This window comes from Acuticoccus kalidii (genome assembly GCF_021556395.1).
GTDB lineage: Bacteria > Pseudomonadota > Alphaproteobacteria > Rhizobiales > Amorphaceae > Acuticoccus > Acuticoccus kalidii.
This window is the reverse complement of record NZ_JAKGCS010000005.1, coordinates 22,121-44,272: the sequence shown is the minus strand read 5'-3', so window position 1 is coordinate 44,272 and position 22,152 is coordinate 22,121. Positions and strand designations below refer to the sequence as shown.

Annotated in this window: 27 protein-coding genes and 1 pseudogene; 18 read left to right on the top strand and 10 right to left on the bottom strand. The window is 66.2% G+C overall.

What is annotated here, in order from left to right:
- The first annotated feature begins 50 nt into the window (after positions 1-50).
- The 7 genes from L1787_RS00480 to L1787_RS00450 all read left to right on the top strand — a co-directional run bounded on the left by L1787_RS00480 (position 51) and on the right by L1787_RS00450 (position 5,874).
- Complete coding sequence (locus L1787_RS00480; RefSeq protein ID WP_235706506.1) at positions 51-1,403, top strand: M16 family metallopeptidase; 1,353 nt, start codon at positions 51-53, stop codon at positions 1,401-1,403.
- A 21-nt stretch (positions 1,404-1,424) separates the two neighbouring features.
- Positions 1,425-2,732, top strand: coding sequence for a M16 family metallopeptidase (locus L1787_RS00475; RefSeq protein WP_235706505.1), 1,308 nt, complete (start codon positions 1,425-1,427; stop codon positions 2,730-2,732).
- Between the two features lie 73 nt (positions 2,733-2,805).
- On the top strand, positions 2,806-3,009 hold the full coding sequence (locus L1787_RS00470) for a YdcH family protein (protein WP_235706504.1): 204 nt from the start codon (positions 2,806-2,808) through the stop codon (positions 3,007-3,009).
- 41 nt (positions 3,010-3,050) lie between these two features.
- A complete protein-coding gene (gene purE / locus L1787_RS00465; RefSeq protein ID WP_235706680.1) occupies positions 3,051-3,515 on the top strand; it encodes a 5-(carboxyamino)imidazole ribonucleotide mutase in 465 nt (154 codons plus the stop codon).
- Complete coding sequence (locus L1787_RS00460; RefSeq protein WP_235706503.1) at positions 3,512-4,600, top strand: 5-(carboxyamino)imidazole ribonucleotide synthase; 1,089 nt, start codon at positions 3,512-3,514, stop codon at positions 4,598-4,600. The genes purE and L1787_RS00460 overlap by 4 nt, the downstream gene beginning before the upstream one ends.
- Before the next feature lie 152 nt (positions 4,601-4,752).
- Positions 4,753-4,977, top strand: a complete 225-nt coding sequence (gene rpsU / locus L1787_RS00455; protein ID WP_075219855.1) for a 30S ribosomal protein S21 — start codon at positions 4,753-4,755, stop codon at positions 4,975-4,977.
- Positions 4,978-5,031: 54 nt separating this feature from the next.
- Positions 5,032-5,874: a tetratricopeptide repeat protein gene (locus L1787_RS00450; protein ID WP_235706502.1), complete on the top strand. Its 843-nt coding sequence runs from the start codon at positions 5,032-5,034 to the stop codon at positions 5,872-5,874.
- 194 nt (positions 5,875-6,068) lie between these two features.
- Here the strand turns inward: L1787_RS00450 and L1787_RS00445 are convergent, their stop codons facing one another.
- The gene (locus L1787_RS00445) at positions 6,069-6,965 is read right to left on the bottom strand and encodes a branched-chain amino acid aminotransferase (RefSeq protein ID WP_235706501.1); all 897 of its coding nucleotides are present in this window, start codon (positions 6,963-6,965) and stop codon (positions 6,069-6,071) included.
- Positions 6,966-7,130: 165 nt separating this feature from the next.
- Between L1787_RS00445 and L1787_RS00440 the strand changes: the two genes are divergently transcribed.
- The 3 genes from L1787_RS00440 (at position 7,131) to L1787_RS00430 (ending at position 9,736) form a co-directional block, all read left to right on the top strand.
- Positions 7,131-7,622 (top strand): MarR family winged helix-turn-helix transcriptional regulator, encoded by a 492-nt coding sequence (locus L1787_RS00440; protein WP_235706500.1) that lies wholly within the window; start codon positions 7,131-7,133, stop codon positions 7,620-7,622.
- The gene (locus L1787_RS00435; RefSeq protein WP_235706499.1) at positions 7,622-8,347 is read left to right on the top strand and encodes a response regulator; all 726 of its coding nucleotides are present in this window, start codon (positions 7,622-7,624) and stop codon (positions 8,345-8,347) included. Before L1787_RS00440 ends, L1787_RS00435 begins: the two co-directional genes overlap by 1 nt.
- An 87-nt stretch (positions 8,348-8,434) precedes the next feature.
- A complete protein-coding gene (locus tag L1787_RS00430; protein WP_255720158.1) occupies positions 8,435-9,736 on the top strand; it encodes an ATP-binding protein in 1,302 nt (433 codons plus the stop codon).
- Positions 9,737-9,742: 6 nt separating this feature from the next.
- Here L1787_RS00430 and L1787_RS00425 read toward each other — a convergent pair whose 3' ends face one another.
- The 7 genes and pseudogenes from L1787_RS00425 to L1787_RS00400 form a co-directional block, all read right to left on the bottom strand.
- Positions 9,743-9,982, bottom strand: a complete 240-nt coding sequence (locus L1787_RS00425; RefSeq protein ID WP_369415040.1) for a GFA family protein — start codon at positions 9,980-9,982, stop codon at positions 9,743-9,745.
- A gap of 109 nt (positions 9,983-10,091) precedes the next feature.
- Positions 10,092-10,175: pseudogene (locus tag L1787_RS25900) on the bottom strand (GFA family protein); the annotation flags it as partial.
- Between the two features lie 123 nt (positions 10,176-10,298).
- Entirely contained in the window at positions 10,299-10,640 is a 342-nt protein-coding gene (locus L1787_RS00420) for a tRNA-binding protein (protein ID WP_235706497.1), read from the bottom strand.
- Positions 10,637-11,422, bottom strand: coding sequence for a TetR/AcrR family transcriptional regulator (locus L1787_RS00415; protein WP_235706496.1), 786 nt, complete (start codon positions 11,420-11,422; stop codon positions 10,637-10,639). The genes L1787_RS00420 and L1787_RS00415 overlap by 4 nt, the downstream gene beginning before the upstream one ends.
- Before the next feature lie 212 nt (positions 11,423-11,634).
- Entirely contained in the window at positions 11,635-12,432 is a 798-nt protein-coding gene (gene proC, locus L1787_RS00410) for a pyrroline-5-carboxylate reductase (protein WP_235706495.1), read from the bottom strand.
- 5 nt (positions 12,433-12,437) lie between these two features.
- Complete coding sequence (locus L1787_RS00405) at positions 12,438-12,941, bottom strand: type III secretion system chaperone family protein (protein ID WP_235706494.1); 504 nt, start codon at positions 12,939-12,941, stop codon at positions 12,438-12,440.
- Positions 12,942-13,104: 163 nt separating this feature from the next.
- Complete coding sequence (locus L1787_RS00400) at positions 13,105-13,365, bottom strand: accessory factor UbiK family protein (RefSeq protein ID WP_235706493.1); 261 nt, start codon at positions 13,363-13,365, stop codon at positions 13,105-13,107.
- Between the two features lie 148 nt (positions 13,366-13,513).
- Here L1787_RS00400 and lgt point away from each other — a divergent pair, with 148 nt between their 5' ends.
- From lgt to L1787_RS00370, 6 genes are all read left to right on the top strand, one after another.
- Positions 13,514-14,356 carry a prolipoprotein diacylglyceryl transferase gene (gene lgt, locus L1787_RS00395; protein WP_235706492.1) on the top strand — a complete coding sequence of 281 codons (843 nt, stop codon included), beginning with the start codon at positions 13,514-13,516 and terminating at the stop codon, positions 14,354-14,356.
- Entirely contained in the window at positions 14,353-15,432 is a 1,080-nt protein-coding gene (locus L1787_RS00390) for a class I SAM-dependent methyltransferase (RefSeq protein ID WP_235706491.1), read from the top strand. The genes lgt and L1787_RS00390 overlap by 4 nt, the downstream gene beginning before the upstream one ends.
- A gap of 63 nt (positions 15,433-15,495) precedes the next feature.
- Positions 15,496-16,251, top strand: coding sequence for a peptidoglycan editing factor PgeF (gene pgeF, locus L1787_RS00385; protein WP_439648252.1), 756 nt, complete (start codon positions 15,496-15,498; stop codon positions 16,249-16,251).
- A 3-nt stretch (positions 16,252-16,254) separates the two neighbouring features.
- Positions 16,255-17,406: a M24 family metallopeptidase gene (locus L1787_RS00380; protein WP_235706490.1), complete on the top strand. Its 1,152-nt coding sequence runs from the start codon at positions 16,255-16,257 to the stop codon at positions 17,404-17,406.
- Positions 17,403-17,900, top strand: a complete 498-nt coding sequence (locus L1787_RS00375) for a hypothetical protein (RefSeq protein WP_235706489.1) — start codon at positions 17,403-17,405, stop codon at positions 17,898-17,900. The genes L1787_RS00380 and L1787_RS00375 overlap by 4 nt, the downstream gene beginning before the upstream one ends.
- Positions 17,901-18,052: 152 nt before the next feature.
- Entirely contained in the window at positions 18,053-18,985 is a 933-nt protein-coding gene (locus L1787_RS00370; protein WP_235706488.1) for a ribose-phosphate pyrophosphokinase, read from the top strand.
- Between the two features lie 101 nt (positions 18,986-19,086).
- Here the strand turns inward: L1787_RS00370 and L1787_RS00365 are convergent, their stop codons facing one another.
- Positions 19,087-19,461 carry a hypothetical protein gene (locus L1787_RS00365; RefSeq protein WP_235706487.1) on the bottom strand — a complete coding sequence of 125 codons (375 nt, stop codon included), beginning with the start codon at positions 19,459-19,461 and terminating at the stop codon, positions 19,087-19,089.
- A gap of 361 nt (positions 19,462-19,822) precedes the next feature.
- Between L1787_RS00365 and ctrA the strand changes: the two genes are divergently transcribed.
- Positions 19,823-20,524 (top strand): response regulator transcription factor CtrA, encoded by a 702-nt coding sequence (gene ctrA / locus L1787_RS00360; protein WP_235706486.1) that lies wholly within the window; start codon positions 19,823-19,825, stop codon positions 20,522-20,524.
- Between the two features lie 217 nt (positions 20,525-20,741).
- Here the strand turns inward: ctrA and L1787_RS00355 are convergent, their stop codons facing one another.
- Positions 20,742-21,341: a histidine phosphotransferase family protein gene (locus tag L1787_RS00355; RefSeq protein ID WP_235706485.1), complete on the bottom strand. Its 600-nt coding sequence runs from the start codon at positions 21,339-21,341 to the stop codon at positions 20,742-20,744.
- A gap of 79 nt (positions 21,342-21,420) precedes the next feature.
- On the opposite strand from L1787_RS00355, the gene L1787_RS00350 reads away from it, so the two are divergent.
- Entirely contained in the window at positions 21,421-22,113 is a 693-nt protein-coding gene (locus L1787_RS00350; RefSeq protein ID WP_235706484.1) for a DUF1134 domain-containing protein, read from the top strand.
- Positions 22,114-22,152 lie beyond the last annotated feature (39 nt).

Here is a 22,152-nt window from a genome sequence, read left to right as displayed (position 1 = left end):
GAATGAAGCCGCTCCGAACCTCTCTCGCCGCGTTAGGATTAGCCGTGCTGATGACGCTACCCGCCGCCGCCGAACCCGTTGATCTCGGCGAACTCACACTCGCGCCGAACGCGTCGTCCTTCACGCTCGATAACGGCCTCCAGGTGGTCGTCATCCCGGACCGGCGGGCACCGATCGTGACACACATGATCTGGTACAAGGTCGGTTCGGCGGACGAGCCGGCCGGCAAATCCGGCATCGCCCACTATCTCGAACACCTGATGTTCAAGGGCACCGAGACGCATCCCGGCAGCGAATTCTCCACGACGGTGGCCCGCGTGGGCGGCAAGGAGAACGCCTTCACCTCGAACGACTATACGGCCTATTTCCAGCAGGTCTCGAAGGAGAACCTCGCCGAGATGATGGGCTTCGAGGCCGACCGGATGAAGAATCTCCAGCTCACGCCGGAGGTGAGCGCGCCCGAGCTCAACGTCGTCCAGGAAGAGCGCCGCGCGCGGATCGAGACGCGCCCCTCCGCCGAACTCGGCGAAGCGCTCGATGCGACACTCTACGTCAATCACCCCTATGGCGACCCGGTCATCGGCTGGCCGGACGAGCTTGCGAACCTCACCTTTGAGGACGCGCTCAACTTCTATCGCTCCTTCTACCGGCCCGGAAACGCCGTTCTCGTCATCGCCGGCGACGTGACGGAGGACGAGATCCGTTCTCTCGCGCAGGACACGTACGGCCAGATCGCCGACGATCTCGGCACCTTCGATCGCGACCGTCCGAAGGCGCAGCATCTGCGAAGCGACCGGCTCGTCGAGCTGCGGGATCCGCGCGTCAGCCAGCCCTCCACGCAGACCGCTTGGCTCGTGCCGAGCTACGCGACCGCAGAGCCCGGTGAGGCCGAAGCCCTCGACATCCTGTCGGAGATCCTCGGCGGCAACAACACGAGCCGCCTCTACACCTCCCTCGTCCGCGAGGAGCCGCTCGCGACCAATGCCGGCGCCTGGTATCAATCGAGCGCGATCGACGACACGCGCTTCATCGTCTACGCGGTGCCGCAGGACGGCGTCCCCCTCGACACGATCGAGACGAAGGCCCGCGCCCTCATCGCCGACATCGCCGAAAACGGCGTCGGTGACGAGGAGATGGCCCGCGCCCGCACGAGCCTCCTCGCCTCGGTGATCTTCGCGCAGGACAGCCAGTCCTCACTCGCCCGGATCTTCGGATCCGCCCTCACCACCGGATCCTCGGTCGAGGACGTGCAGGAATGGCCCACCCGCATCGCCGCGGTGACGGCCGAGGACGTGCAGAACGCGGCGCGGAAATTCCTCGTCGGCGGCGGCGCCGTCACGGGGCGTCTCCTCGTCGCCGATACGGCGCCCGATGCGGCCGCCGCCGCGAACCCCACCGAGTAGCGTCAGGGCAGGGAACAGATCATGTATTACGCACTGAACCGTGCCATCGTCGCCGTCGCATTTTTCGCGGCATCCATTGGGAGCGCCTCCGCCATCGATATTCAAGAAGTCACCACCCCCAAGGGGGTGAGCGCCTGGCTCGTCTCCGACGACACCGTTCCGGTGGTCGCGGTCGATATCGCCTTCAAGAATGCCGGTTCCTCGCAGGATCCGGCGGAGAAGGCGGGCCGGGCGAACCTCCTCGCCGCGACGCTCGACGAAGGCGCCGGCGACCTCGATTCGGTCGCCTTCCAGAACGCGCTCCTGGAAGGGGCCGTGCAGCTTTCCTTCGATTCGAGCCGCGATCACCTCTATGGCGATCTCAGCACCATTTCTTCGAGCGTCGAGCGCGGCTTCGATCTTCTCCATCTCGCCCTCACCCAGCCGCGTTTCGACCAAGAGGCCGTCGACCGGATGAAGGGTCAGATCATCGCCGGCCTGCGCCGCGAGGAGAAGGATCCCGACACCGTGGTCGCCCAGCTCTGGGCCCGGACCGCCTTCCCCGACCATCCATACGGCACGCCAAGCAACGGCATCCCGGAGACGGTCGCCACTCTCACCCGTGATGATCTCGTCGCGGCGACGCGCGGTCTCGCGAAGGACAATCTGATGATCGCCGTCGTCGGCGACATCGACGCCGAAACGCTGATCCCCCTCCTCGACCGTGCCTTCGGCGACCTGCCCGACACGGCCGAGCTGACCGACGTGCCGCCCGTGGAGCCGGAAACCGGCCTCACCGTGTCGGAGACCATCGACACGCCGCAGACCGCGATCCGCTTCGGCGGTCCGGGCCTTGCGCGCGAGGATGACGATTTCATCCCCGCCTTCGTGATGAATCACATTCTTGGCGGCGGCTCCTTCTCCTCCTGGCTCTTTTCGGAGGTTCGGGAGAAGCGCGGTCTCGCCTACTCGGTCTATTCCTACCTCGCCCCGTTCGAGCACGCCGCGATCTTCGGCGGCGGGACGGCAACGCGCAACGACCAGGCCGACGAAGCGCTCGACGTCATCCGCGCCCAGTTCGAGCGGATGGCGAACGAGGGGCCGACCGAAGAAGAACTCGCCGACGCGAAGGCCTACCTCACCGGCTCCTATGCGCTGCGATTCGACTCCTCGAGCGCGATTGCCCGCCAGCTCCTCTTCATCCAGCTCGAAGAGCTCGGAATGGACTATATCGACAAGCGCAACGCGCTCATCGAAGCGGTGACGCTCGACGACGTGAAACGCGCGGCGACCCGCATTTTCGGCGAGGGCGTGCCGACCGTCGCCGTCGTCGGCGCACCAGCCGGCTGAGGATCACGATCCGCCGGCCCTCGACAGCGTTCCGCGGTTCGATGTATTCCGCATCGAACCGCGGTGCATTTTGATGGACAACGAAAACGAAATCCTGCTCGAGCGGCTGAACACGTTGCGGCAAGAGCATCGCGACCTCGATGCCGCCGTCGCCGCCCTCGAATCCTCCGGGTCGACCGATATGTTGCAGATCAAGCGTCTGAAGAAGCGCAAGCTTCAGCTCAAGGACGAGATCCGCCATCTGGCCGACACCATCCTACCGGACATCATCGCGTGACCTTCACCCTCCCCTCGCCCGCCGCTCCGGTCGCGGTGATCATGGGCAGCCAGTCCGACTGGCAGACCATGCGCCACGCCGTCGAGGTGCTCGAAACGCTCGACATCACTCACGACAGGGCGATCGTGTCCGCCCACCGCACGCCGCAGCGGCTCTACGACTTCGCGTCGACCGCCGCCGAGCGCGGCGTCAAGGTGATCATCGCCGGCGCTGGGGGCGCGGCGCACCTTCCGGGCATGGTCGCCTCGCTGACGACCTTGCCGGTCTTCGGTGTTCCGGTCGAAAGCCGGACGCTTTCGGGGTGGGACAGCCTTCTTTCGATCGTTCAGATGCCCGCCGGCGTGCCGGTCGGAACGCTCGCGATCGGCCGCGCGGGGGCGACGAATGCCGGCCTCCTCGCCGCATCGGTCCTCGCTCTCTCCGACGAAGCGCTCGCCAGCCGCCTCGCCGCCTGGCGCGCCGCCCGCACCGACGCCGTCGCCGACGCGCCGGTGGACGAGGCATGAGACTGTCCCCAGGCGACACCGTCGGCATTCTGGGCGGCGGCCAGCTCGGCCGGATGATGGCACTCGCCGCGGCCCGGCTCGGGCTCGAGGTCCATATCTACGCGCCCGACGCCGATTCGCCCGCCTTCACCGTCGCCGGCCGTCACACCGTCGCCCCCTATGACGATATCGCCGCCCTCACCGCCTTCGCGGAAACGGTCGACGTCGTCACCTACGAGTTCGAGAACGTCCCGGTGGAGCCGGTGCGCGCGCTCGGCGCCAAGGTCCGCCCCGGTCCCGACGCACTCGCCGCCGCACAGGACAGGCTCACCGAAAAGTCGTTCCTCGCCGAATGCGGCCTTCCCGTGGCCCGCCATGCCGCGATCGACGGGCCCGACGATCTCGCGGCCGCGCTCGCCGCGATGGGGGCCACCGGCATCCTGAAGACCCGCCGCATGGGCTACGACGGCAAGGGCCAGCTCCGCCTCGACGGTGGAGAGGATCCGGCCGACGCCTTCCGGGCGATCGGCAGCGTCCCCGCGATTCTCGAAGAATTGATCCCCTTCTCGGCCGAGACGTCGACGGTGCTCGCCCGCGCGGCGGATGGGACGGTCGCCGCCTATGATGCGCCGGCCAACGTCCATTCGGCGGGGATCCTGCGCCATTCGTCGCTTCCCGGCCCGATCGATCCGGCGCTCGCCGACCGCGCGAAGGCGATGGTCGCCGATGTCGCGGCGCGGCTCTCATATGTCGGCGTTCTAACCATCGAATGGTTCGTCACAGGCGACCCCGATCGCCCGCTGATCGCCAACGAGATGGCCCCGCGCGTCCACAATACCGGCCATTGGACCGAGGACGGGGCGATCACCAGCCAGTTCGAGAACCACATCCGCGCCGTGGCGGGCTGGCCGCTCGGCGCGACCACGCGACTCGTCGACATCAGGATGGACAATCTGATCGGCGACGATGTCCTCGATTGGCCGCGGCATCTGGACAATCCGGCCGCGCGCCTTCATTTATACGGAAAGCGAGAGGCGCGGCCCGGTCGTAAGATGGGGCACGTAAATTTCGTGGGCCGTCCAGTGGACTCTCCACGCAAGGCCTGATAGCGAGCAACACTCGTGTTTTATCCGGAAGGCTGGTGGGCTTTTGGTCGCCGACCAGCCTATACGCGTATTGGCTCGTGATGGTTCGCCGTCACGAACCCGGCACGACGGTGCAGCCGCAATGCGCCGTGCAACAGAAGGAAGTGAGCCAAGTGCAGGTTCTCGTTCGAGACAACAATGTCGACCAGGCGCTCAAGGCGCTGAAGAAGAAGATGCAGCGTGAAGGCATCTTCCGCGAAATGAAGATGCGTAACCACTACGAAAAGCCCTCCGAGCGCAAGGCGCGCGAGAAGGCCGAGGCCGTTCGCCGCGCTCGTAAGCTTGCGCGCAAGCGCGCTCAGCGCGAAGGTCTGCTTCCGGGCAAGAAGCGCAGCTGATTCGCGCCGATCTTGCATCGTCGCCAGTTGTAAGTCGTGTTGGTGATTATGCCTGTGAACCTCTCCCGTGCGGTGATTCCCGGCGTCGTTCTCTTGGCGACGCTCGTCAGCGGGTGTGTGGTTGATCAGGCCGTCAACACGCCGAGCCGGTTGATCGACCCGAAAGCGGGCTCCTCCACCAACATCGCGTCACTGACCGAAGTTGTGGAAGCCAATCCGTCGGATGCCAGCGCGTTCAATATGCGCGGCACCGCCTACGGTCGCGCGAACAAACTGCGCGACGCTCTCGCCGACTTCGACCGGGCGATCGAGATCGATCCCAATTTCTACCAAGCCTATGGCAATCGGGCGCTCGTCCATCGCCGGATGGACAATCTCGACGCGGCGCTGACCGATTATTCGCAGGCGATCCGGGTCAACCCGAATTACGAGTCCGCCCTCGTCGGACGCGGCAATATCTACCGCCTGAAGGGCCAGAACGAACGCGCGTTGGAGGACTTCAACGCCGCGATTCGCGTCAATTCAGGCGATGCGCGCGCCTATCACAACCGCGCGCTGATCTACCAAGTTCAGAATCTGCACTCTTTCGCGGTCGAGGATTTCGGTGTCGCCATCGGCCTCGATCCGAAAGCGCCCGAGCCCTATAATGGGCGCGGCGTGAGCTATCTCGCGACCGGCGACGTGCAGTCCGCGCTGGACGACTTCAACCAGGCCCTCGCCCTCGATCGCGACTATGCGGACGCCTGGGCCAATCGGGGTCTCGCGCTGGAGACGCAGGGCGATTCCAACAAGGCGCGTGCGGCCTATAACCGGGCCATGCAGCTCAGCCCCGGCTTTCCTCCGGCCAAAGAAGGCATCGCGCGGATCGATTCCGGCAAGCCGCCGGTTCGGATCTGATTCGCCGCCATCGCGGCCGCGGTAAACCCGCCTCCCCCACACAACGCCGCCACGTCCATGGATCCCCTCCGGGCGCCATCGCGGCGGCGTACGGCCGCTCTTCGGGCTCGGCGGGGTTATCCACGAAAAAAGGCGCTGCCCGCGGCAGCGCCTTTCGTTCATCCGGCGGGCATTGCGGCCCGCTCGCTCAACACTCAGGCGACGTGGCGCAGGCTCGCGCCGGCCGGGCGGACCGCCACGGCATATTCGTCGATCAGCGCACGGGTGATCGGGCCGACGGTGAAGTTGTACGGGCCGATCTCACCGACCGGCGTCACCTCAGCGGCAGTACCGGTCAGGAAGCACTCCTCGAACGTCGCGAGCTCGTCCGGCATGATCGCGCGCTCGACGACCTCGATACCGCGCGAGCGGGCGATGCCGATCACGGTGCGGCGGGTGATCCCGTCGAGGAAACAATCGGGCGTCGGCGTGTGCAGCTTGCCGTCCTTCTGGAAGAAGACGTTGGCGCCGGTCGCCTCGGCCACCTGACCGCGATAATCGAGCATCAGCGCGTCGGCATAGCCCTTCGATTCGGCGGCGTGCTTCGACAGCGTGCAGATCATGTAAAGGCCGGCGGCCTTCGCATGGCAGGGCGCGGTCTTCGGATCGGGACGGCGCCAGTCGGCCATCGTGAGGCGGATGCCCTTCTCCCGCGCCGACGGATCGAAATAGCTCGGCCAGGCCCAGGAGGCGATCGCCACATGAATGGTGTTGTGCTGCGCCGAGACGCCCATCATCTCGCTGCCACGCCACGCGATCGGGCGGACATAGGCGTCGGTCAGGCCCATGCGCTTAACCGTTTCGCGCTTGGCCTCGTTGATAACCTCTTTGCTATAGGGGATCTCGAAACCCAGCGTTTCCGCTGACGCAAACAAGCGATTGGTATGCGCCTCGCATTCGAAGATCTCACCGCCATAGGCACGCTCGCCCTCGAACACCGCGCTTGCATAATGCAGCGCGTGCGTGAGGACATGAGCCTTCGCATCCTTCCAAGGCACGAAAGCGCCGTCGTACCAGATCTCACCCTCATGCTGATCGAACGGGACAGCCATCTCATCCTCCTCCCCCGAGACAATTCGCCGGGGGTTCACTCCGTTGCGGCTTCTTCGAATGATTATGCGCCGAAACGAAATATTGTTACGTTAGAAGAGCATATCGCGACACAAATAAGCGACTTGCAGGGTCAAGACGTATGCCTCCTTTCGTGATACGTCAATATGGTTGACGTAAAAAATTCCTCAGCCCCGGATGAGGAGCTTGCGTTCGACCTCATCGAGCGCATTTTCTTCGGCTATCGGGACTTTGTCGGCATCGCCGACGAGGCGCTGGTCAAGACCGGATACGGGCGGGCCCATCACCGCGTTCTGCATTTTGTGGATCGCAATCCGGGCCTGACCGTGGGCGAATTGTTGGCGATCCTAAAGGTCACCAAGCAAGGAGTGGCGCGCGTGTTGCGAACCTTGGTGGATGATGGACTGATCGAAGTGCGACCCGGCGAGCACGACCGGCGCGAGAAGCGCCTCAGCGTGACCACGACGGGGCACGAACTCGCCGTGGAACTCGCCCGGCTCCAAACCAAGCGGATCGAGACGGCGCTCGCCCCGCTCCCGGAAGGATCGCGCGCGATCGTCGCCGCCTTCCTCGCCGGCCTCGTCGACGACAAGGAGCGCAATGCCGTGCTGACGCGCATCCAGGCGGGCCGTTCCTGATGGCCCTCGCCCAACGGATCGACGCGAGCGAGCCGCGTGACGACGACGACGCGCCGCATGTCCTGATCGTCGACGATGATCAGCGGATCCGCTCCCTCCTCGAGCGCTTCCTGCGCAAAGAGGGCTACCGCATCAGCTCGGCCGAGAATGCGAACCAGGCGCGGCGCAAGCTCGAAGGCTTCGTGTTCGACGCCCTCGTCCTCGACGTGATGATGCCCGGCGAAGACGGCTTCTCTCTCCTCGAGACGTTGCGGGCCGACGGCAATGCGACGATGCCGATTTTGATGCTGACCGCCCGCACCGAGCCGGACCAGCGCATTCACGGGCTCGAACTCGGCGCGGACGACTATCTCGGCAAGCCGTTCGAGCCGCGCGAGCTCGCGCTCCGCCTCTCCAATCTGATGCGGCGGCGGCCGGAGACGCATCGTTTCGTCCGCTTCGGGCGCTTCGTGTTCGATGTCCGCCGCGAGGAATTGTCGGCCGACGGCGATCTCGTCCGCCTCACCGATCGCGAGCGGCGCCTGATGCGGCTCTTCGCGAGCCGTCCCGGCGCGACGATCCCCCGGCATGAGCTCGTCGCCGACGAGGATCTCGGCGACCGTGCGATCGACGTTCAGATCAACCGCCTTCGCCGCAAGCTGGAGGACGATCCGGCCGAGCCGAAATATCTGCAAACCATGCGCGGCCTCGGCTACCGCCTTCTTGCCGATCCCGGCGAGACCTGAGGGGCCGTGACGGTCGCCCTCGACGAACAGCGCCCGCGCCGCCCACTGTGGCGGCGCATTCTGCGCTGGATCGGATTGCCGCCGCCGATGGAGCGATGGCTGCGCCGGCGGCTGCCACGCCGTCTCTTCGCGCGTTCGATCCTCATCATCGTCGTGCCGATGATCGTGCTGCAATCGGTCGTCGCGTTCGTCTTCCTCGACCGCCATTGGGAGAACATGACGACGCGCCTTTCGGTCGCGACGGCATCCGAGATCGCGACGATCGTCGACCTGTTGGAGACGCTGCCGGCCGACGCTCGGCCCCAGATCCTCGCCGCGGCGTCCAACAATCTCTTCAGCGATATCAGCCTTCTCGACGGGGACCGGCTGCCCGCGCCGCATCGCAAGTTGTTCTTCTCGCTCCTCGACCGGACCTTGAGCCGTCAGATCTCGATCGCCGTCGGGCGGCCCTTCTGGATCGACACGGTGGAGAGCACCCGCTTCGTCGAGATCCGCATCAAGACTAAAGTCGGCATTCTTCAGATCATCACCCGGCGCAGCCACACCTACGCCTCGAACGCGCATATCACGCTCGTCTGGATGGTCGGCACGTCGCTGGTGCTGATCGCCGTGGCGCTCCTCTTCCTGAAAGGCCAGGTGCGGCCGATCCAAGAGCTCGCCGCCGCCGCCGAGCGCTTCGGGCGCGGCCGTCCGGTCGGCCACTTCCGCCCGCACGGGGCGATCGAGGTGCGGCAAGCGGCCTGGGCGTTCCTCGAGATGCGGCGGCGCATCGAGCGGCAGATCGAGCAGCGCACCGCGATGCTCGCCGGTGTCAGCCACGACCTTCGCACGATGCTGACGCGCTTCCGCCTCGAGGTCGCGCTCCTCCCCGAAACCGAGGACACCGCCGCCTTGGTCGCCGATGTCGACGAGATGCAGGCGATGCTCGAGGATTATCTCACCTTCGCGCGAACCGACACCGACGAGCACGCCGACAATGTGGTGGTGCGCGATCTCGTGACCGAGGCGGTGCGCGGCTATCCGATGGTGAGCGTGCGGGTGGAGCCCGGCCTCACCGCGAACCTACGCCCGAACGCGACGCGCCGGCTCGTGACCAATCTCGTCGCCAACGCCACGACCCACGCGGAAACCGTGGGCGTCGAGGCGACGGGCGGCGACGGCCGGCTCCTCATCCATGTCGACGATGACGGGCCCGGTATTCCCGATGAGGAACGCCATGCGGTGTTCCAGCCATTCTACCGCCTCGACAGCGCCCGCAATCGCGATCATGGCGGCACCGGTCTCGGCCTCACGATCGCGCGGGACATCGCGCGCCGTCAGGGCGGCGAAGTCACCTTGTCCACGAGCCCGCTCGGCGGCCTCAGGGCCACCATTCGCCTGCCGCTCTGACCGGCCTCAACCGCGCGCGGCGGCCAGGGCCGCGTCACGCCGCGCGAGGCTCTCCGCCGGCCAATAGACCTTGCGGTCATAATATTCCGGAACGACCGGGACGCCGGGCGGCAGCGTCAGCCAAGGCTGCTTCGATTGGGTGAAAATGTGGATGTCCGGCCCGAAATGGTCCGGCTCGTCGAGCGAACCGACCCGCACGAAGCGGATCAACGCGCCGGCGCCGGCATAATTGCTCCACAGCGCCACCTGACAGTGCGGACAGCGGGTGATGCGCTGCCCTCTCCCCGCTGGCGCTCGGCGTGTCGACGACATGCGGCGCGCCGGAGAGGAGCCGCACGCGGTCGGCCTCGATCATCGCATTGAGGGCGAAGGCGGTGCCACTTTCGCGCTGGCACCACCGACAGTGACACGCGTGCACGAAGAGCGGCCGCGACGTCATCACATAGCGCACCGCGCGGCACGTGCAGCCGCCCGAAAATCCGTCCATCGCACAGCACCTTCGCCCATCGAGAGCGCGAGGGTGGCGCAACACGGACGACCGCGCAATCCGCGCGGCAGAGGCTCACATCAGGCGGGAGCCGTTCGGCACGTCCTTGTCGGGCACGGCGAGGACGATGGCGCCGTCATCGTCGGCGAAGCCGAGCGTCAGCACCTCGGACATGAACGGGCCGATCTGGCGCGGCGGGAAATTCACGACGGCCATCACCTTCCGGCCGACGAGCGCTTCCGGCGTATAATGCACGGTGACCTGGGCCGAGGAGCGCTTCTCGCCGATTTCGGGGCCGAAATCGATGCGCAACTTGATCGCCGGTTTGCGCGCTTCCGGGAAAGGCTCGGCGGAGACGACGGTGCCGACACGGATGTCGACCGCCAGGAAATCGTCAAAACTGATGGTATCGGTCACGGAGTGGGATTTCGGTTCGCTTGATCGTCGGAGGGTGTGTCCTCGCCGGTAGCATGATCCGCGCCGCCTGGCGACATCCGATCGGCCTCATCGGCCGGCCCGTCTGCCGCGCTATCCGCCGCGGCGGCGTCCTCGGGCCATCGATCGGCGGACGCCGAGGCGATGTCAGGGGCGGCCTCCGCCTCAGCCGCGGGCGATTGGGCGACGGCGCTGCCGAACACACGGGCGAACCGGCGATGCCGGCGCTCGGCCTCACGCAGCTCCTTGTCGAGCACCGCCATCGTCCGCGGCAGCCCGGCATCGTCCTCCTCGACGAAGGTGCGCAGGACGCGCGCGAACGCCACCGCGAGGCCCTGGAGAACCACGCGGCCGCGCCACCCGGTCGCCTGGATGCCGGCGGCGGCGAGCATCCACGACTGGGAGCGGACCTCCATCGCGTTGAGCCCCATCGCGAGCGAGGGATCGCGCAGCGCCGAGCGCATCAGCGACTTCATCGCGGCCCGATAGGGGCGCAGCGCGTCGAGACGGCTCATCAAAACGTCGAACAGGCGCTCGCGCGGCGGCTCGTCCGCCATATCGGAGAAATCGCCGGCCAGCACCGCGCGGTCGATGCGGCGGGCAAAACCGTCGAGAATCTCGCCGCGGGTGCCGAAATGCTCGGCCATCTCGGCAAGGCCGACGCCCGAGGCATCGGCGATCCGCCCCACCGTCACCTCATCGAACGGATGCTCGGCGAGGAGGCGCATGGTGGCATCGATGATGCGATCGGCGGCTTCGGCCAAAACGGCGTCCTCCTTCACGGGGCGGCGGCCCCGGTTCCCGCCGGCGCGCGTTTCGCGGCCGACATCGATCCAAATGGCGACGAGAGCCGCCCAAATCCAGTGCCGCGGAGCGGACGCCGCCGGAGTGGAGCGCGACGTCACGACCCGCACGCCGCCAGCCGCCAGCCGCCAGCGCGAGGCGCCCGGCGGGCCGGTGCCGCGTCGGCGCTTTGCTAGCTGCCGAGCTCGTCGGAGCGGACGCGGGCGGCGTGGACCGCGCGTTTCATCAAGGCTTCGAGCGCGCCCTCCTCCATCAGCACGTCGAGCGCGGCGGCGGTCGTCCCGCCGGGGGAGGTCACGTTGCGCCGCAGGGTCGCCGGATCGAGCGAGCTGCGATCGAGCAGCGCGCCGGCGCCGATGATCGTGTTGCGGGCGAGCGATGCCGCGACGTCGGCCGGCAGGCCCTCGGCGATCCCCGCTTCGGTAAGGGCCTCGACCATCAGGAAAACATAGGCCGGGCCGGAGCCGGAGACCGCCGTTGCGGCGTCGATCAGCGCCTCGTCCTCGACCCATTCGACGGCGCCGAAGCCGCGCAGGAGCTTGTCGGCGAGCCCGAGCTGGGCTTCCGAGAGCCCCGAGCCGACCGCCGCCGTCATCCCTTTGCCGACCGATGAGGGCGTGTTGGGGATCGAGCGCACGATGGGACCGGGCCCAAGCGTGCCGAGCGTTGCGATCGTGATCCCCGCGGCGATCGAGACGACGAGCGTCTCGCCGTCCCGCAAGCGGGAAAGGCTCGGCAGCACGTCGCCGAACATCTGCGGCTTGATCGCGAGGACCAGCGTATCGGCGACGAGCGCCGGCGGTTCGGAGACAACGCGCAAGCCCGGCGTCTGCAGCGGCTGCGTGTCGGACGGGTTGGGCTCGATCACGACAATCGTGCGGGGGTCGATCCCGGACGCCAGCCATCCCTCGAGCATGGCGCCGCCCATCTTGCCGGCGCCCACGAGGACGAGCGGCCGATCAGGTGTCATGTGGTTCAAGCCTCTCCGGCGGTTTCAAACAGCGCACTCTCCAGCGCGTCGGCCGCCGACTTTCCGGCCCAGACGACGAACTGGAACGCCTGATAGTGACTGTCACAGGTCTCGACCGCGTGGGAGAGCAATGCCTGGACGTGAGCCGTCGCCGGCACGTCGTCCCCCGCGAGAAGCTGGGTGTGCCGGAAGATGACGACGCCCTCCTTGCTCCACAGGTCGAAATGCCCCATCCACATCCGCTCGTTCACGAGTGCGAGAAGACGGACGACCTCTGTATAACGCGGCTCGGTCACCTTGAGGTCGAAGGCGACGGCGATATGAAGCGAATCGAACTCCTCCATGTGCGTAAACGCGACATGATAGGCGCTCCAGCGGCCGGATACGGAAATGGTGATTTCATCGTCGCCGGCGCGCTCGTACGTCCAATCGTTGCCGTTGGCCACCTCTTCGATACGGTCGATGGGATTGGCGGAGACAGTGAATTCGTCGTAGTCGATCAAGCTCATCGCTGATCCTTTCAGGCCCGCAGGTGCGTGCCCCCGGAGAGGCACCCCGCGCTTGCGACGACGCTGTTACGCCAGACTGGAACGAATCCGGCGGCGCCGCCGATAGGAGATCAAATAAGGTGCAGGGAGAAAAGGTGCGGCGGCGCGCGGTCCACGGCCGGCTTCACACGTTTTCCTTCGCGCGCTCGGCCTCCAGCGCCTCGACCCGCGCCCTGAGGCGCTCCGCCTCGTCGGCCGCGCGCGTCGCAATCGCTTTCACGGCCTCGAATTCGTCCCTATGGACGACATTCGCCTCGGACAAGAGGTTTTCGATTTGAGAGCGGACGACGGTCTCCACTTCACGGCGGGCGCCTTGCGCGACGGCGGCAGCGTCCGTCGCGAGGCGTGCGATTTCATCGATGAGGCGATTGTTCGTTTGGGTCATAACCCTCTCCGTCTAGCACGGCGACAACACAAGCCATGCATAGCAATCACTATGGTTCCGCCAGGCGAGCCACACAAGTGAGGCTGCCGGTTCCCCTCTCTTCGCCCGCAAGCGATAGAGGATCCTCTTCCTTCGAGCGAGTCGCCCGATGTCCCTCGTCCTGACCTTCCCGACCTTCGATCCGGTGGCGATCTCACTCGGTCCCGTCGCCATCCGGTGGTACGCGCTTGCCTATATTGCCGGCATCCTGATTGGCTGGATGCTCGCCCGGCGCATCGTTTCCCGACCGAGTCTGTGGGGCGCCCGCCCCCATCCCACGGTCCGCGACATCGACGATTTGGTGACCTGGGTCACGGTTGGCGTCGTGATCGGCGGGCGACTCGGCTTCGTTCTCGTCTACAACCCCGCGTACTATCTCGCACATCCCGGTGAAGCTTTGATGCTATGGCAGGGCGGTATGTCCTTCCATGGCGGGCTCACCGGCGTCGTCGTCGCGGTGCTCCTTTTTTCCCGGGTGCGACACATTTCGCCGGTCGCTGTCCTCGATGTTCTCTCCGGCGTCGTACCAGTTGGTTTATTTTTCGGACGAATCGCAAATTTTATCAACGGCGAGTTGTGGGGGCGCCCGTCCGACGCGCCTTGGGCGATGGTGTTTCCGGGCGCCGGCCCCGAACCGCGCCATCCGAGCCAGCTTTATCAGGCGCTTCTCGAAGGGTTGGTCCTTTATATCGTGATTGCGATCGCGATTCGTATGGGGGCGCTGCGTCGGCCCGGCCTCGCACTGGGGCTGTTCGGCGGGGGCTACGGAATCGTGCGGATCATCGGCGAGTTTTTCCGTATGCCGGATGCGCAAATCGGTTTTCTCTGGGGCCACGTCACGATGGGCATGATCCTTTCGCTGCCGATGGTGCTGATCGGCGCGGTCATCGTGGCGATCGCACTGATGCGGCCCGCCGTGCCACCGGCCCTTGAGGGCGAGACGAAGGCGTGACGCCGGTTGAGGAACGCCTTTTGCGGCGGATCGCGATCACCGGGCCGATCACGATCGCCGAGTTCATGGCCGCCTGCCTCACCGACCCGGACGGCTATTATGCGACGAACGAGCCGTTCGGCGTCGCCGGCGACTTCATCACCGCGCCGGAAATCTCGCAGATGTTCGGCGAGCTGATCGGCGCCTTCCTGCTCGACCGCTGGCACGCCGACGGCCGGCCGGATGCGGTCGATCTCGTCGAGCTCGGGCCGGGTCGCGGCACCTTGATGGGTGACATCCTGCGTGTCGCCGCGCGCGATTCGGGCTTCCTCGCCGCGAGCCGGGTGGTCCTCGTCGAGGCCTCGCCGCGATTGCGGGAGCGGCAGGAGGCGGCGCTCGCCCCGCTCCACCCCCGCATCGAGTGGCGCGAGGCGATCCCGTCCGACCGGCCGATCTATCTCGTCGCCAACGAGTTTTTCGACGCGCTGCCGATCCGTCAGTTCGTCCACCAAGGTGGCCGCTGGTTCGAGCGCACCGTCGGGCGTGACGGCGACCGCCTGACATTCGGCCTCAGCCCCTTCCCGGCGGCGATGGCCGCAGAGGCGCCGGACGGCGGCGTGCGCGAAATCCGCCCGGCGGCGAGCGCCGCGATCGGCGAGATCGCCTCCACGATCGCCCGGCACCGGGCCGGGACCGCCCTCGTGATCGATTACGGCTATGCGACCGACGGTTTCGGCGAGACGCTCCAGGCCGTCCGCGATCATCGCCCATGCGACGTTCTGGATCGCCCCGGCGAGGCCGATCTGTCCGCCCATGTCGATTTTCGCGCGCTGGCGCAAGCGGCGAAGGCGGCCGGCGCGTCCGTCCATGGGCCGATCGGCCAGGGCGACTTTCTCCTCGGCCTCGGCCTTCTGGAACGGGCCGGCAGCCTGGGCGCCGGGGCTTCGCGCGAGGTGCAGGCCCGCCTTCATGGCGAGGTCTCGCGCCTTGCCGGAGACGGGCCGAACGAGATGGGCGAGCTCTTTAAAGCGCTCGCGATCACCGCAAACCCGACTACGCTACCGGGATTTGATATTGTCGGACGCGATTGCGGCTGATAATCGCGAAGCCGGGTTCGTTATTCGACGGGGTCGCCTATCCTCGACCAATCGCCAAATGCCATCGCGGCGGACGCACTCACCCGTCAGGGTCTGCGTCACGCCTTCTTCACCCGGCAAGGCGGCGTGTCGGATGGCATCTATCATTCGCTGAATGCCGGCCGCGGCTCCGCCGATGCCCCGGATAAGGTGGACGAGAATCGCAAGCGTATCGCGAGCGCGATGGGCGTTGCGGTCGATCGCCTCGTCACGATGCATCAGGTCCATTCGCGCGACGTCCTCACCGTGACCGACATTCCGGCCGAGCGGCCGAAGCTCGATGCGATGGTGACGGCGCGGCCCGGTCTCGCGCTCGGCGTTCTGACGGCCGATTGCGCGCCGATCCTCTTCGCCGATCCACAGGCCGGGGTGATCGGTGCGGCCCATTCCGGGTGGCGCGGCGCGACGTCCGGCATCCTCGAGGCGACGCTCGAGGCGATGATCGCGCTCGGCGCGCGGGCGAGCGACACGATCGCGGTCATCGGGCCGACCATCGCCCAGGCCTCCTATGAAGTCGGGCCCGAGTTCATCGACGGCGTGGTCGCCGCGCGGCCCGACACGGCCGACCTCTTCCGCCCCTCGACCCGGCCCGACCATCATCTTTTCGATCTGCCGGCCTATATCGACCGGCGGGCCCACGCCGCCGGGATCGGCACGGTCGTGGACCTCGCCCTCGACACCTATGCCGACGAGGCGCGTTTCTTCTCTTATCGCCGGGCGACGCACCGCGGCGAGCCGGACTATGGCCGGTTGATTTCAGCGATCGTTCTGGAGGGTTGAGCCATGGCCATTCATTTCGAGCGTGACGAATATGAAGCGCGCATGGACCGCCTGCAGGAGGCGATGGCCGAGCGCAAGCTCGACGCGATGCTCCTCTTCTCCCAGGAGAGCATGTACTGGCTGACGGGCTACGATTCGTTCGGCTTCGTCTTCTTCCAGTGCCTCGTGGTGTCGAACAAGCGGCGGATGGCGCTGATCACCCGCTCGGCCGACCTTCGCCAGGCGCGCGCCACCTCCATCATCGATGAGATCATCGTCTGGGCCGACCGGGCCGACGCCAATCCGACCAAGGCGCTGAAAGAGCATCTGTTCGAGATGGACCTTCTCGGCTGCCGCATCGGCATCGAGTACGACACGCCGGGTCTGACGGCCGCGAACGGCCGCGCCCTCGACGACCAGCTCACGAGCTTCGCCGCCGCGGAGGACGCCTCGCAGCTCGTCCCGCGCCTGCGCAGCGTGAAGAGCCCGGCCGAGCTCGTCTATGTGCGCGAGGCCGCACGGCTCGGCGACGCCGCCTGGCACGCCGGGATGGAGCGCGTCGGCGCCGGCGCGGACGAGGGCGAGATCCTCGCCGCGATGCAGAGCGCCGTCCTCGCCGGCGGGGGCGACTATCCGGCAAACGAGTTCGTCATCGGCTCCGACAAGGACGCGGTGCTGGTGCGCTCGCACACCGGACGGCGCACGCTGAGCGTGGACGACCAGCTCACGCTGGAGTTCGCCGGCGCCTATCGCCGCTATCATGCCGCGATGATGGAAACCGTGGTGATCGGCACCCCGCGCCCGCGCCATCAGGAGATGTACGAGGCCGTCGGCGAACAGCTCGCCGTGGTCGAAGAAGCGATGCGCCCGGGCAACACCTTCGGCGATGTGTTCGCCGCCTACGCCCGCGTGGCGCAGGAGCGTGGTATGAACACCTGGAAGCTGAACGCGTGCGGCTATTCGCTCGGCGCGTCGTTTCAGCCGTCCTGGATGGAATGGCCGATGTTCTACCAAGCCAACCCGGCCGAAATCGTGCCGAACATGGTGCTTTTCGCGCACATGGTGCTGCTCGATTCGGAGACCCACACGGCGATGTCGCTCGGCCGCACCTATCTGACCACCGAGGGCGCGCCCGAAATGCTGTCCACCATCGCGCCGTCCTTCCTCACGCGATGATCAAACGCGCCGGCCTCCTCCTTCTCCTGCCCCTCGTCCTCGCGGGTTGCGACGCGCCGCAGCTCACCGGCATCGCGGCCGGCTTCGAGAAGAACATGTCGGCGCCGCAGCGCCCGTTGACCGATCCGGCGACGGCGACCTTCGCGTTCGAGCCTTTCCCCGGCATTCCCGGCAATGTCGGCGACGATCTGTTGCGCCGGATCTGGCTCCATGCGGAGCGCGAGGGCATCCAGGTCGTCAAGCGGCCGGGCGGACCGGCACGCTTCCATGTCCAGGGGACGCTGACCGCGGTGTCGAACGACACCAACTCGCTCGTCATCTATGTCTTCGATATCAAGGACGTGACGGGCCGCAGGCTCCACCGCATTTCCGGCCGGCAACGCTCCAATGATTCGCAAGGCGATCCGTGGTCGAGCATCGAGTCGGGTGATCTCGACCTGATCGCGGTGCGGCTCACCGCGTTGATCAACGCCTGGCTGCACGCCGACGCCTGATCGGTGTCGTGTGCGTCCGTCCGTGACACAAAAGTCGCGTAATCCGGCCCAAAGGCGTCACAAGGCTGTGGCATCGGGCATCGTCTTCACGCTAAGGACAGGGCGTTAACGCCTCAGGCGCTCCCTCAAATGCCGTTCCCAGGACGTAAGCCATGAAGCTCGTTGCCGGAAACTCCAACCGCGCGCTGGCGGAGGCGATTTCCTCCTATCTCGACCTCCCCCTCACCCAGTGCGTCGTGCGCCGCTTCGCCGACCAGGAGGTCTTCGTCGAAATCAAAGAGAATGTCCGTGGCGCGGACGTCTTCGTCATCCAGTCGACCAGCTATCCGGCGAACGACAATCTGATGGAGCTTCTCATCATCATCGACGCGCTGGTGCGCGCCTCGGCGCGGCGCATCACGGCGGTGATCCCCTATTTCGGCTACGCCCGGCAGGACCGGAAGATGGGCGGGCGCACGCCGATCTCGGCCAAGCTCGTCGCGAACCTCATCACCCGCGCCGGGGCCGACCGCGTCCTCACGCTCGACCTCCATGCCGGCCAGATCCAGGGCTTCTTCGACATCCCGACGGACAATCTCTACGTCGCCCCGGTGATGACGCGGGATATTAAAGAGCGCTACTCGCTCGAAAATCTGATGGTCGTGTCGCCGGACGTCGGCGGCGTGGTCCGCGCCCGCGACCTCGCCAAGCGGATCGACGCCCCGCTCGCGATCGTCGACAAGCGGCGCGAGCGGCCGGGCGAATCGGAAGTGATGAACATCATCGGCGACGTGTCCGGGCGGGACTGCCTGCTGTTCGACGACATCGTCGATTCCGGCGGGACGCTCTGCAACGCGGCCGAGGCGCTGCTCGCGGCGAACGCCAATCGCGTGTCGGCCTATATCACCCACGGGGTTTTGTCGGGCGGCGCGGTCGCGCGAATCGAGGCCTCGAAGCTCGACGAGCTGGTCATTTCGGACTCGATCGAGCCCACCGAGGCGATGGTCGCCGCAAATACATTGCGTGTTGTGTCAATTGCGCCACTCATCGGCGAGGCGATCGCCCGAACGGCACTCGAAAAATCGGTGTCGAGCCTGTTCGACTGAACAAAAAACGCCGCAAATTGCGGCGTTTTTTGTTGAACTGTCCCACCAAAAGCGGGCTTCGACAGCGGCGCCCCGCCCGAAGGCGGAGCCGCCAGATCGGATCAAGCGTGGGCGTGGCGCAGATGGCGTGCGCCCTGGTCGGTCTCCACCATCAGATCGCCGGCATTCGTCAACGCGTCGAAGAAGCCGTCGATTTCGTTGAGCGATTCCACCACTCGGGCGCGGCGCTCGCTCATATCGGCGATTGTCGCGCTCAAATTCCGACGGCGCTCGCGGGCGGCCCGCGCGACTGTGGAATAGGCGTAATTCGCCGGGTCGTTCACGCCGCTGCGGCGCTCTTCGCCCTCGATCTGCTTACCGAGTTCGACCCGGATCACCTCGAGATCCGCGATCATCCGATCGAATTGCGCCAACTGGCGTCGCAGGGCGCTCGCTTGGAATTCCTTGGCTTGGATCGTGCTCTCGCGCGGCTTCATAACGCATGCCTCTCATCGCTTGTGAGGCCACTCTAACGGCGAGGCGTTGCAATTTGGTTCGACCGGTCTCGGCAACTGACATTCCGTCGTTAACCAAAAACGGGCAACCTCTTACCCACCTCTTTCGCTCACCAGCGAATCACATACGGGCGTTCTTAAACAATCGTTTACCGCCTCCGCTCATGTTGGTTACCAGCTCATGAGGGCGACGGGCGAAACGTGAGGACAACCGCGTGAGCCGTCTCCGAGCCGTCTGCCGATTTGGTAACAATAGCTTTGCTGATTCGCAGACACCGTTGGGTCAAATGACCGTCAGACGAGACAGAATCCGCCGCTTTGCGGATCGCATGAGAGGAAACGCATGCGCGTTCTATTGATCGAGGACGACAGCGCCACCGCACAAAGTATCGTGCTCATGCTGCACTCGGAACGGTTCAACGTCTATACGACGAACCTTGGCGAGGAAGGCATCGACCTCGGCAAGCTGTACGACTACGACATCATCCTCCTCGATATTAACCTGCCGGACATGTCCGGTTACGAGGTGCTTCGGGCGCTGCGCGTGTCGAAGATCGAAACGCCGATCCTGATCCTGTCGGGTCTCGGCAATATCGAGGACAAAGTCAGGGGTCTCGGCTTCGGCGCCGACGACTATCTGACCAAGCCGTTCCACAAGGATGAGCTGGTCGCCCGGATCAACGCGATCGTCCGCCGCTCCAAGGGGCACGCGGAATCGATCATCCGCACGGGCGAGCTCGCGGTGAACCTCGACACCAAGACCGTCGATGTCGACGGGCAGCGTGTCCACCTCACGGGCAAGGAGTACCAGATGCTGGAACTCCTCTCGCTGCGGAAGGGCACGACGCTCACCAAGGAGATGTTCCTCAACCATCTCTATGGCGGCATGGACGAGCCGGAGTTGAAGATCATCGACGTCTTCATCTGCAAATTGCGCAAGAAGCTGTCCGCCGCCACCGGAGGGCGCAACTATATCGAGACCGTCTGGGGTCGAGGCTATGTGTTGCGTGAACCGGACACCGAGGCGCGGCGGGAACTCGCCTGAGACGGTGCGCTCCGGCGCATCGGCCCGTCGGGGCGTTCGTCCCGGCGCCGGAATGGATTCCCGTCTTTCCATCGAGATGACATGCGCGTCCGGGGCCTCTCGCTCCGGCGCACGTCGTTTTGCCCGGACGCGGCGCAGCCTCGCGCCGATCCGGACGATCGCGTCCCCTGAACAGGCCGACGCCGAGCGACCATGCGGCCGCTCGCGGCCGTCCGCCCTAGCGGGGCTCGGTGCGGAAGGTCATGGCGCCGTCTTCGCTGTCGACGGCGATCCGCCAGCCGACGCTCGCGGCGAGTCTCTCGACGCACAGCGGCTGGATGGCGCGCGGATCGGTGATCTCGCCGCCGTCGGTCAGCACCTCCAGGAAGGGGGGCACCCGCAATTGCGCGCCGGTGGCCTCGACGGTCAGCGTCTCGTCCTCATAACGGACCGTGACCGTTCCGCCGCGCGGCACACAGCCCAGCGCATAGGTCGCGATCAACATCGCGAGCTTGATCGGCACGCGTGGGACGGCCGGGCCGCCCCACTGCCAGTCCAGCGCCGCTCGCTCTCCGGCGAACACGCCGGCGGTCAAGCGACCGGCCTCACCGGGGTCGATCACTTCGGCTCCACCTGCCGCCCCGTAGGCCATGCGGGCAAATTGCAGCTTGGCCGTCGCCTGGGCGGCGCTCTTCTTGATGAGCTCCAGCGCCATCTCGGCCATGGATTCATCCTCGGCCATCAATTCCAGACCGTTCTGGATGGCTCCCACTGGTCCCACCACGTCGTGGCACAGGCGGGATGCGAGGAGACTCGCAAGGTCGAGATCGCTGGGCATCGTTCGTCCGTCAAAGCGCGTCATGCCCGACCGTCGCACGCGCCCCCCCGAATTTGAAGTCAGTTCCGTGAGGTGTCCCATGTTGCGTTATCTGCGACACGCTCTTCGCACCGCCGTCACCACGGCGGGCGCACTCGCTCTACCCGCCGCGGCGGCACTCGCATTGGTGCCGCTCGCCGCGCCGGTCTCGTTCGCAGCGAACCCGGCCTACCCCTCCCCCCAAGGCCCGCCGAGCGGCGCCGCGGGCGGCTACGAATCAGCCCCCGGCGGCTCCGAGACGCAGCTCTCCTCCACCTACAATCAGGAGGAGCTGCTTGAGGCCGGTCATACCTTTTTCGGGCAGACCTCCGGCGGTCTCGCCCAGATGATCGAGAATCTGCTCTCCCGCTTCGGCGAGCCCAACGCCTATATTCTCGGCGAGGAGGCGTCCGGCGCCATCTTCGGCGGGCTTCGTTATGGCGAGGGAACGCTCAGCACCCGCACGATGGGCAACCAGACCATTTATTGGCAGGGTCCGTCCATGGGATGGGATCTCGGCGGGGCCGGCAGCCGGGTCATGATGCTCGTCTACGATCTGCCGTCCACCTCCGCGCTCATGCAACGCTTCACGGGGGTCGACGGATCGGCTTATCTCGTGGGCGGGCTGTCGATGACGGTGATGGCCGCCGATTCGACCTACCTCATCCCGGTGCGCACCGGCGTCGGCGCGCGGCTGGGGGTCAGTCTCGGCTATTTGAAATTCACCTCGCAGCCGACCTGGAATCCCTTCTAAGCTAGGCCCGTGACAGGGCCGTAGGACGAGCACTATGAG

Coding starts and splice junctions, on each gene's coding strand:
- L1787_RS00480 (WP_235706506.1), top strand. CDS start 51: ATGACGCTACCCGCCGCCGCCGAACCCGTTGATCTCGGCGAACTCACA.
- L1787_RS00475 (WP_235706505.1), top strand. CDS start 1,425: ATGTATTACGCACTGAACCGTGCCATCGTCGCCGTCGCATTTTTCGCG.
- L1787_RS00470 (WP_235706504.1), top strand. CDS start 2,806: ATGGACAACGAAAACGAAATCCTGCTCGAGCGGCTGAACACGTTGCGG.
- purE (WP_235706680.1), top strand. CDS start 3,051: ATGGGCAGCCAGTCCGACTGGCAGACCATGCGCCACGCCGTCGAGGTG.
- L1787_RS00460 (WP_235706503.1), top strand. CDS start 3,512: ATGAGACTGTCCCCAGGCGACACCGTCGGCATTCTGGGCGGCGGCCAG.
- L1787_RS00445 (WP_235706501.1), bottom strand. CDS start 6,965: ATGGCTGTCCCGTTCGATCAGCATGAGGGTGAGATCTGGTACGACGGC.
- L1787_RS00440 (WP_235706500.1), top strand. CDS start 7,131: ATGGTTGACGTAAAAAATTCCTCAGCCCCGGATGAGGAGCTTGCGTTC.
- L1787_RS00435 (WP_235706499.1), top strand. CDS start 7,622: ATGGCCCTCGCCCAACGGATCGACGCGAGCGAGCCGCGTGACGACGAC.
- L1787_RS00430 (WP_255720158.1), top strand. CDS start 8,435: ATGGAGCGATGGCTGCGCCGGCGGCTGCCACGCCGTCTCTTCGCGCGT.
- proC (WP_235706495.1), bottom strand. CDS start 12,432: ATGACACCTGATCGGCCGCTCGTCCTCGTGGGCGCCGGCAAGATGGGC.
- L1787_RS00405 (WP_235706494.1), bottom strand. CDS start 12,941: ATGAGCTTGATCGACTACGACGAATTCACTGTCTCCGCCAATCCCATC.
- L1787_RS00400 (WP_235706493.1), bottom strand. CDS start 13,365: ATGACCCAAACGAACAATCGCCTCATCGATGAAATCGCACGCCTCGCG.
- lgt (WP_235706492.1), top strand. CDS start 13,514: ATGTCCCTCGTCCTGACCTTCCCGACCTTCGATCCGGTGGCGATCTCA.
- L1787_RS00380 (WP_235706490.1), top strand. CDS start 16,255: ATGGCCATTCATTTCGAGCGTGACGAATATGAAGCGCGCATGGACCGC.
- L1787_RS00375 (WP_235706489.1), top strand. CDS start 17,403: ATGATCAAACGCGCCGGCCTCCTCCTTCTCCTGCCCCTCGTCCTCGCG.
- L1787_RS00370 (WP_235706488.1), top strand. CDS start 18,053: ATGAAGCTCGTTGCCGGAAACTCCAACCGCGCGCTGGCGGAGGCGATT.
- L1787_RS00365 (WP_235706487.1), bottom strand. CDS start 19,461: ATGAAGCCGCGCGAGAGCACGATCCAAGCCAAGGAATTCCAAGCGAGC.
- ctrA (WP_235706486.1), top strand. CDS start 19,823: ATGCGCGTTCTATTGATCGAGGACGACAGCGCCACCGCACAAAGTATC.
- L1787_RS00355 (WP_235706485.1), bottom strand. CDS start 21,341: ATGCCCAGCGATCTCGACCTTGCGAGTCTCCTCGCATCCCGCCTGTGC.
- L1787_RS00350 (WP_235706484.1), top strand. CDS start 21,421: ATGTTGCGTTATCTGCGACACGCTCTTCGCACCGCCGTCACCACGGCG.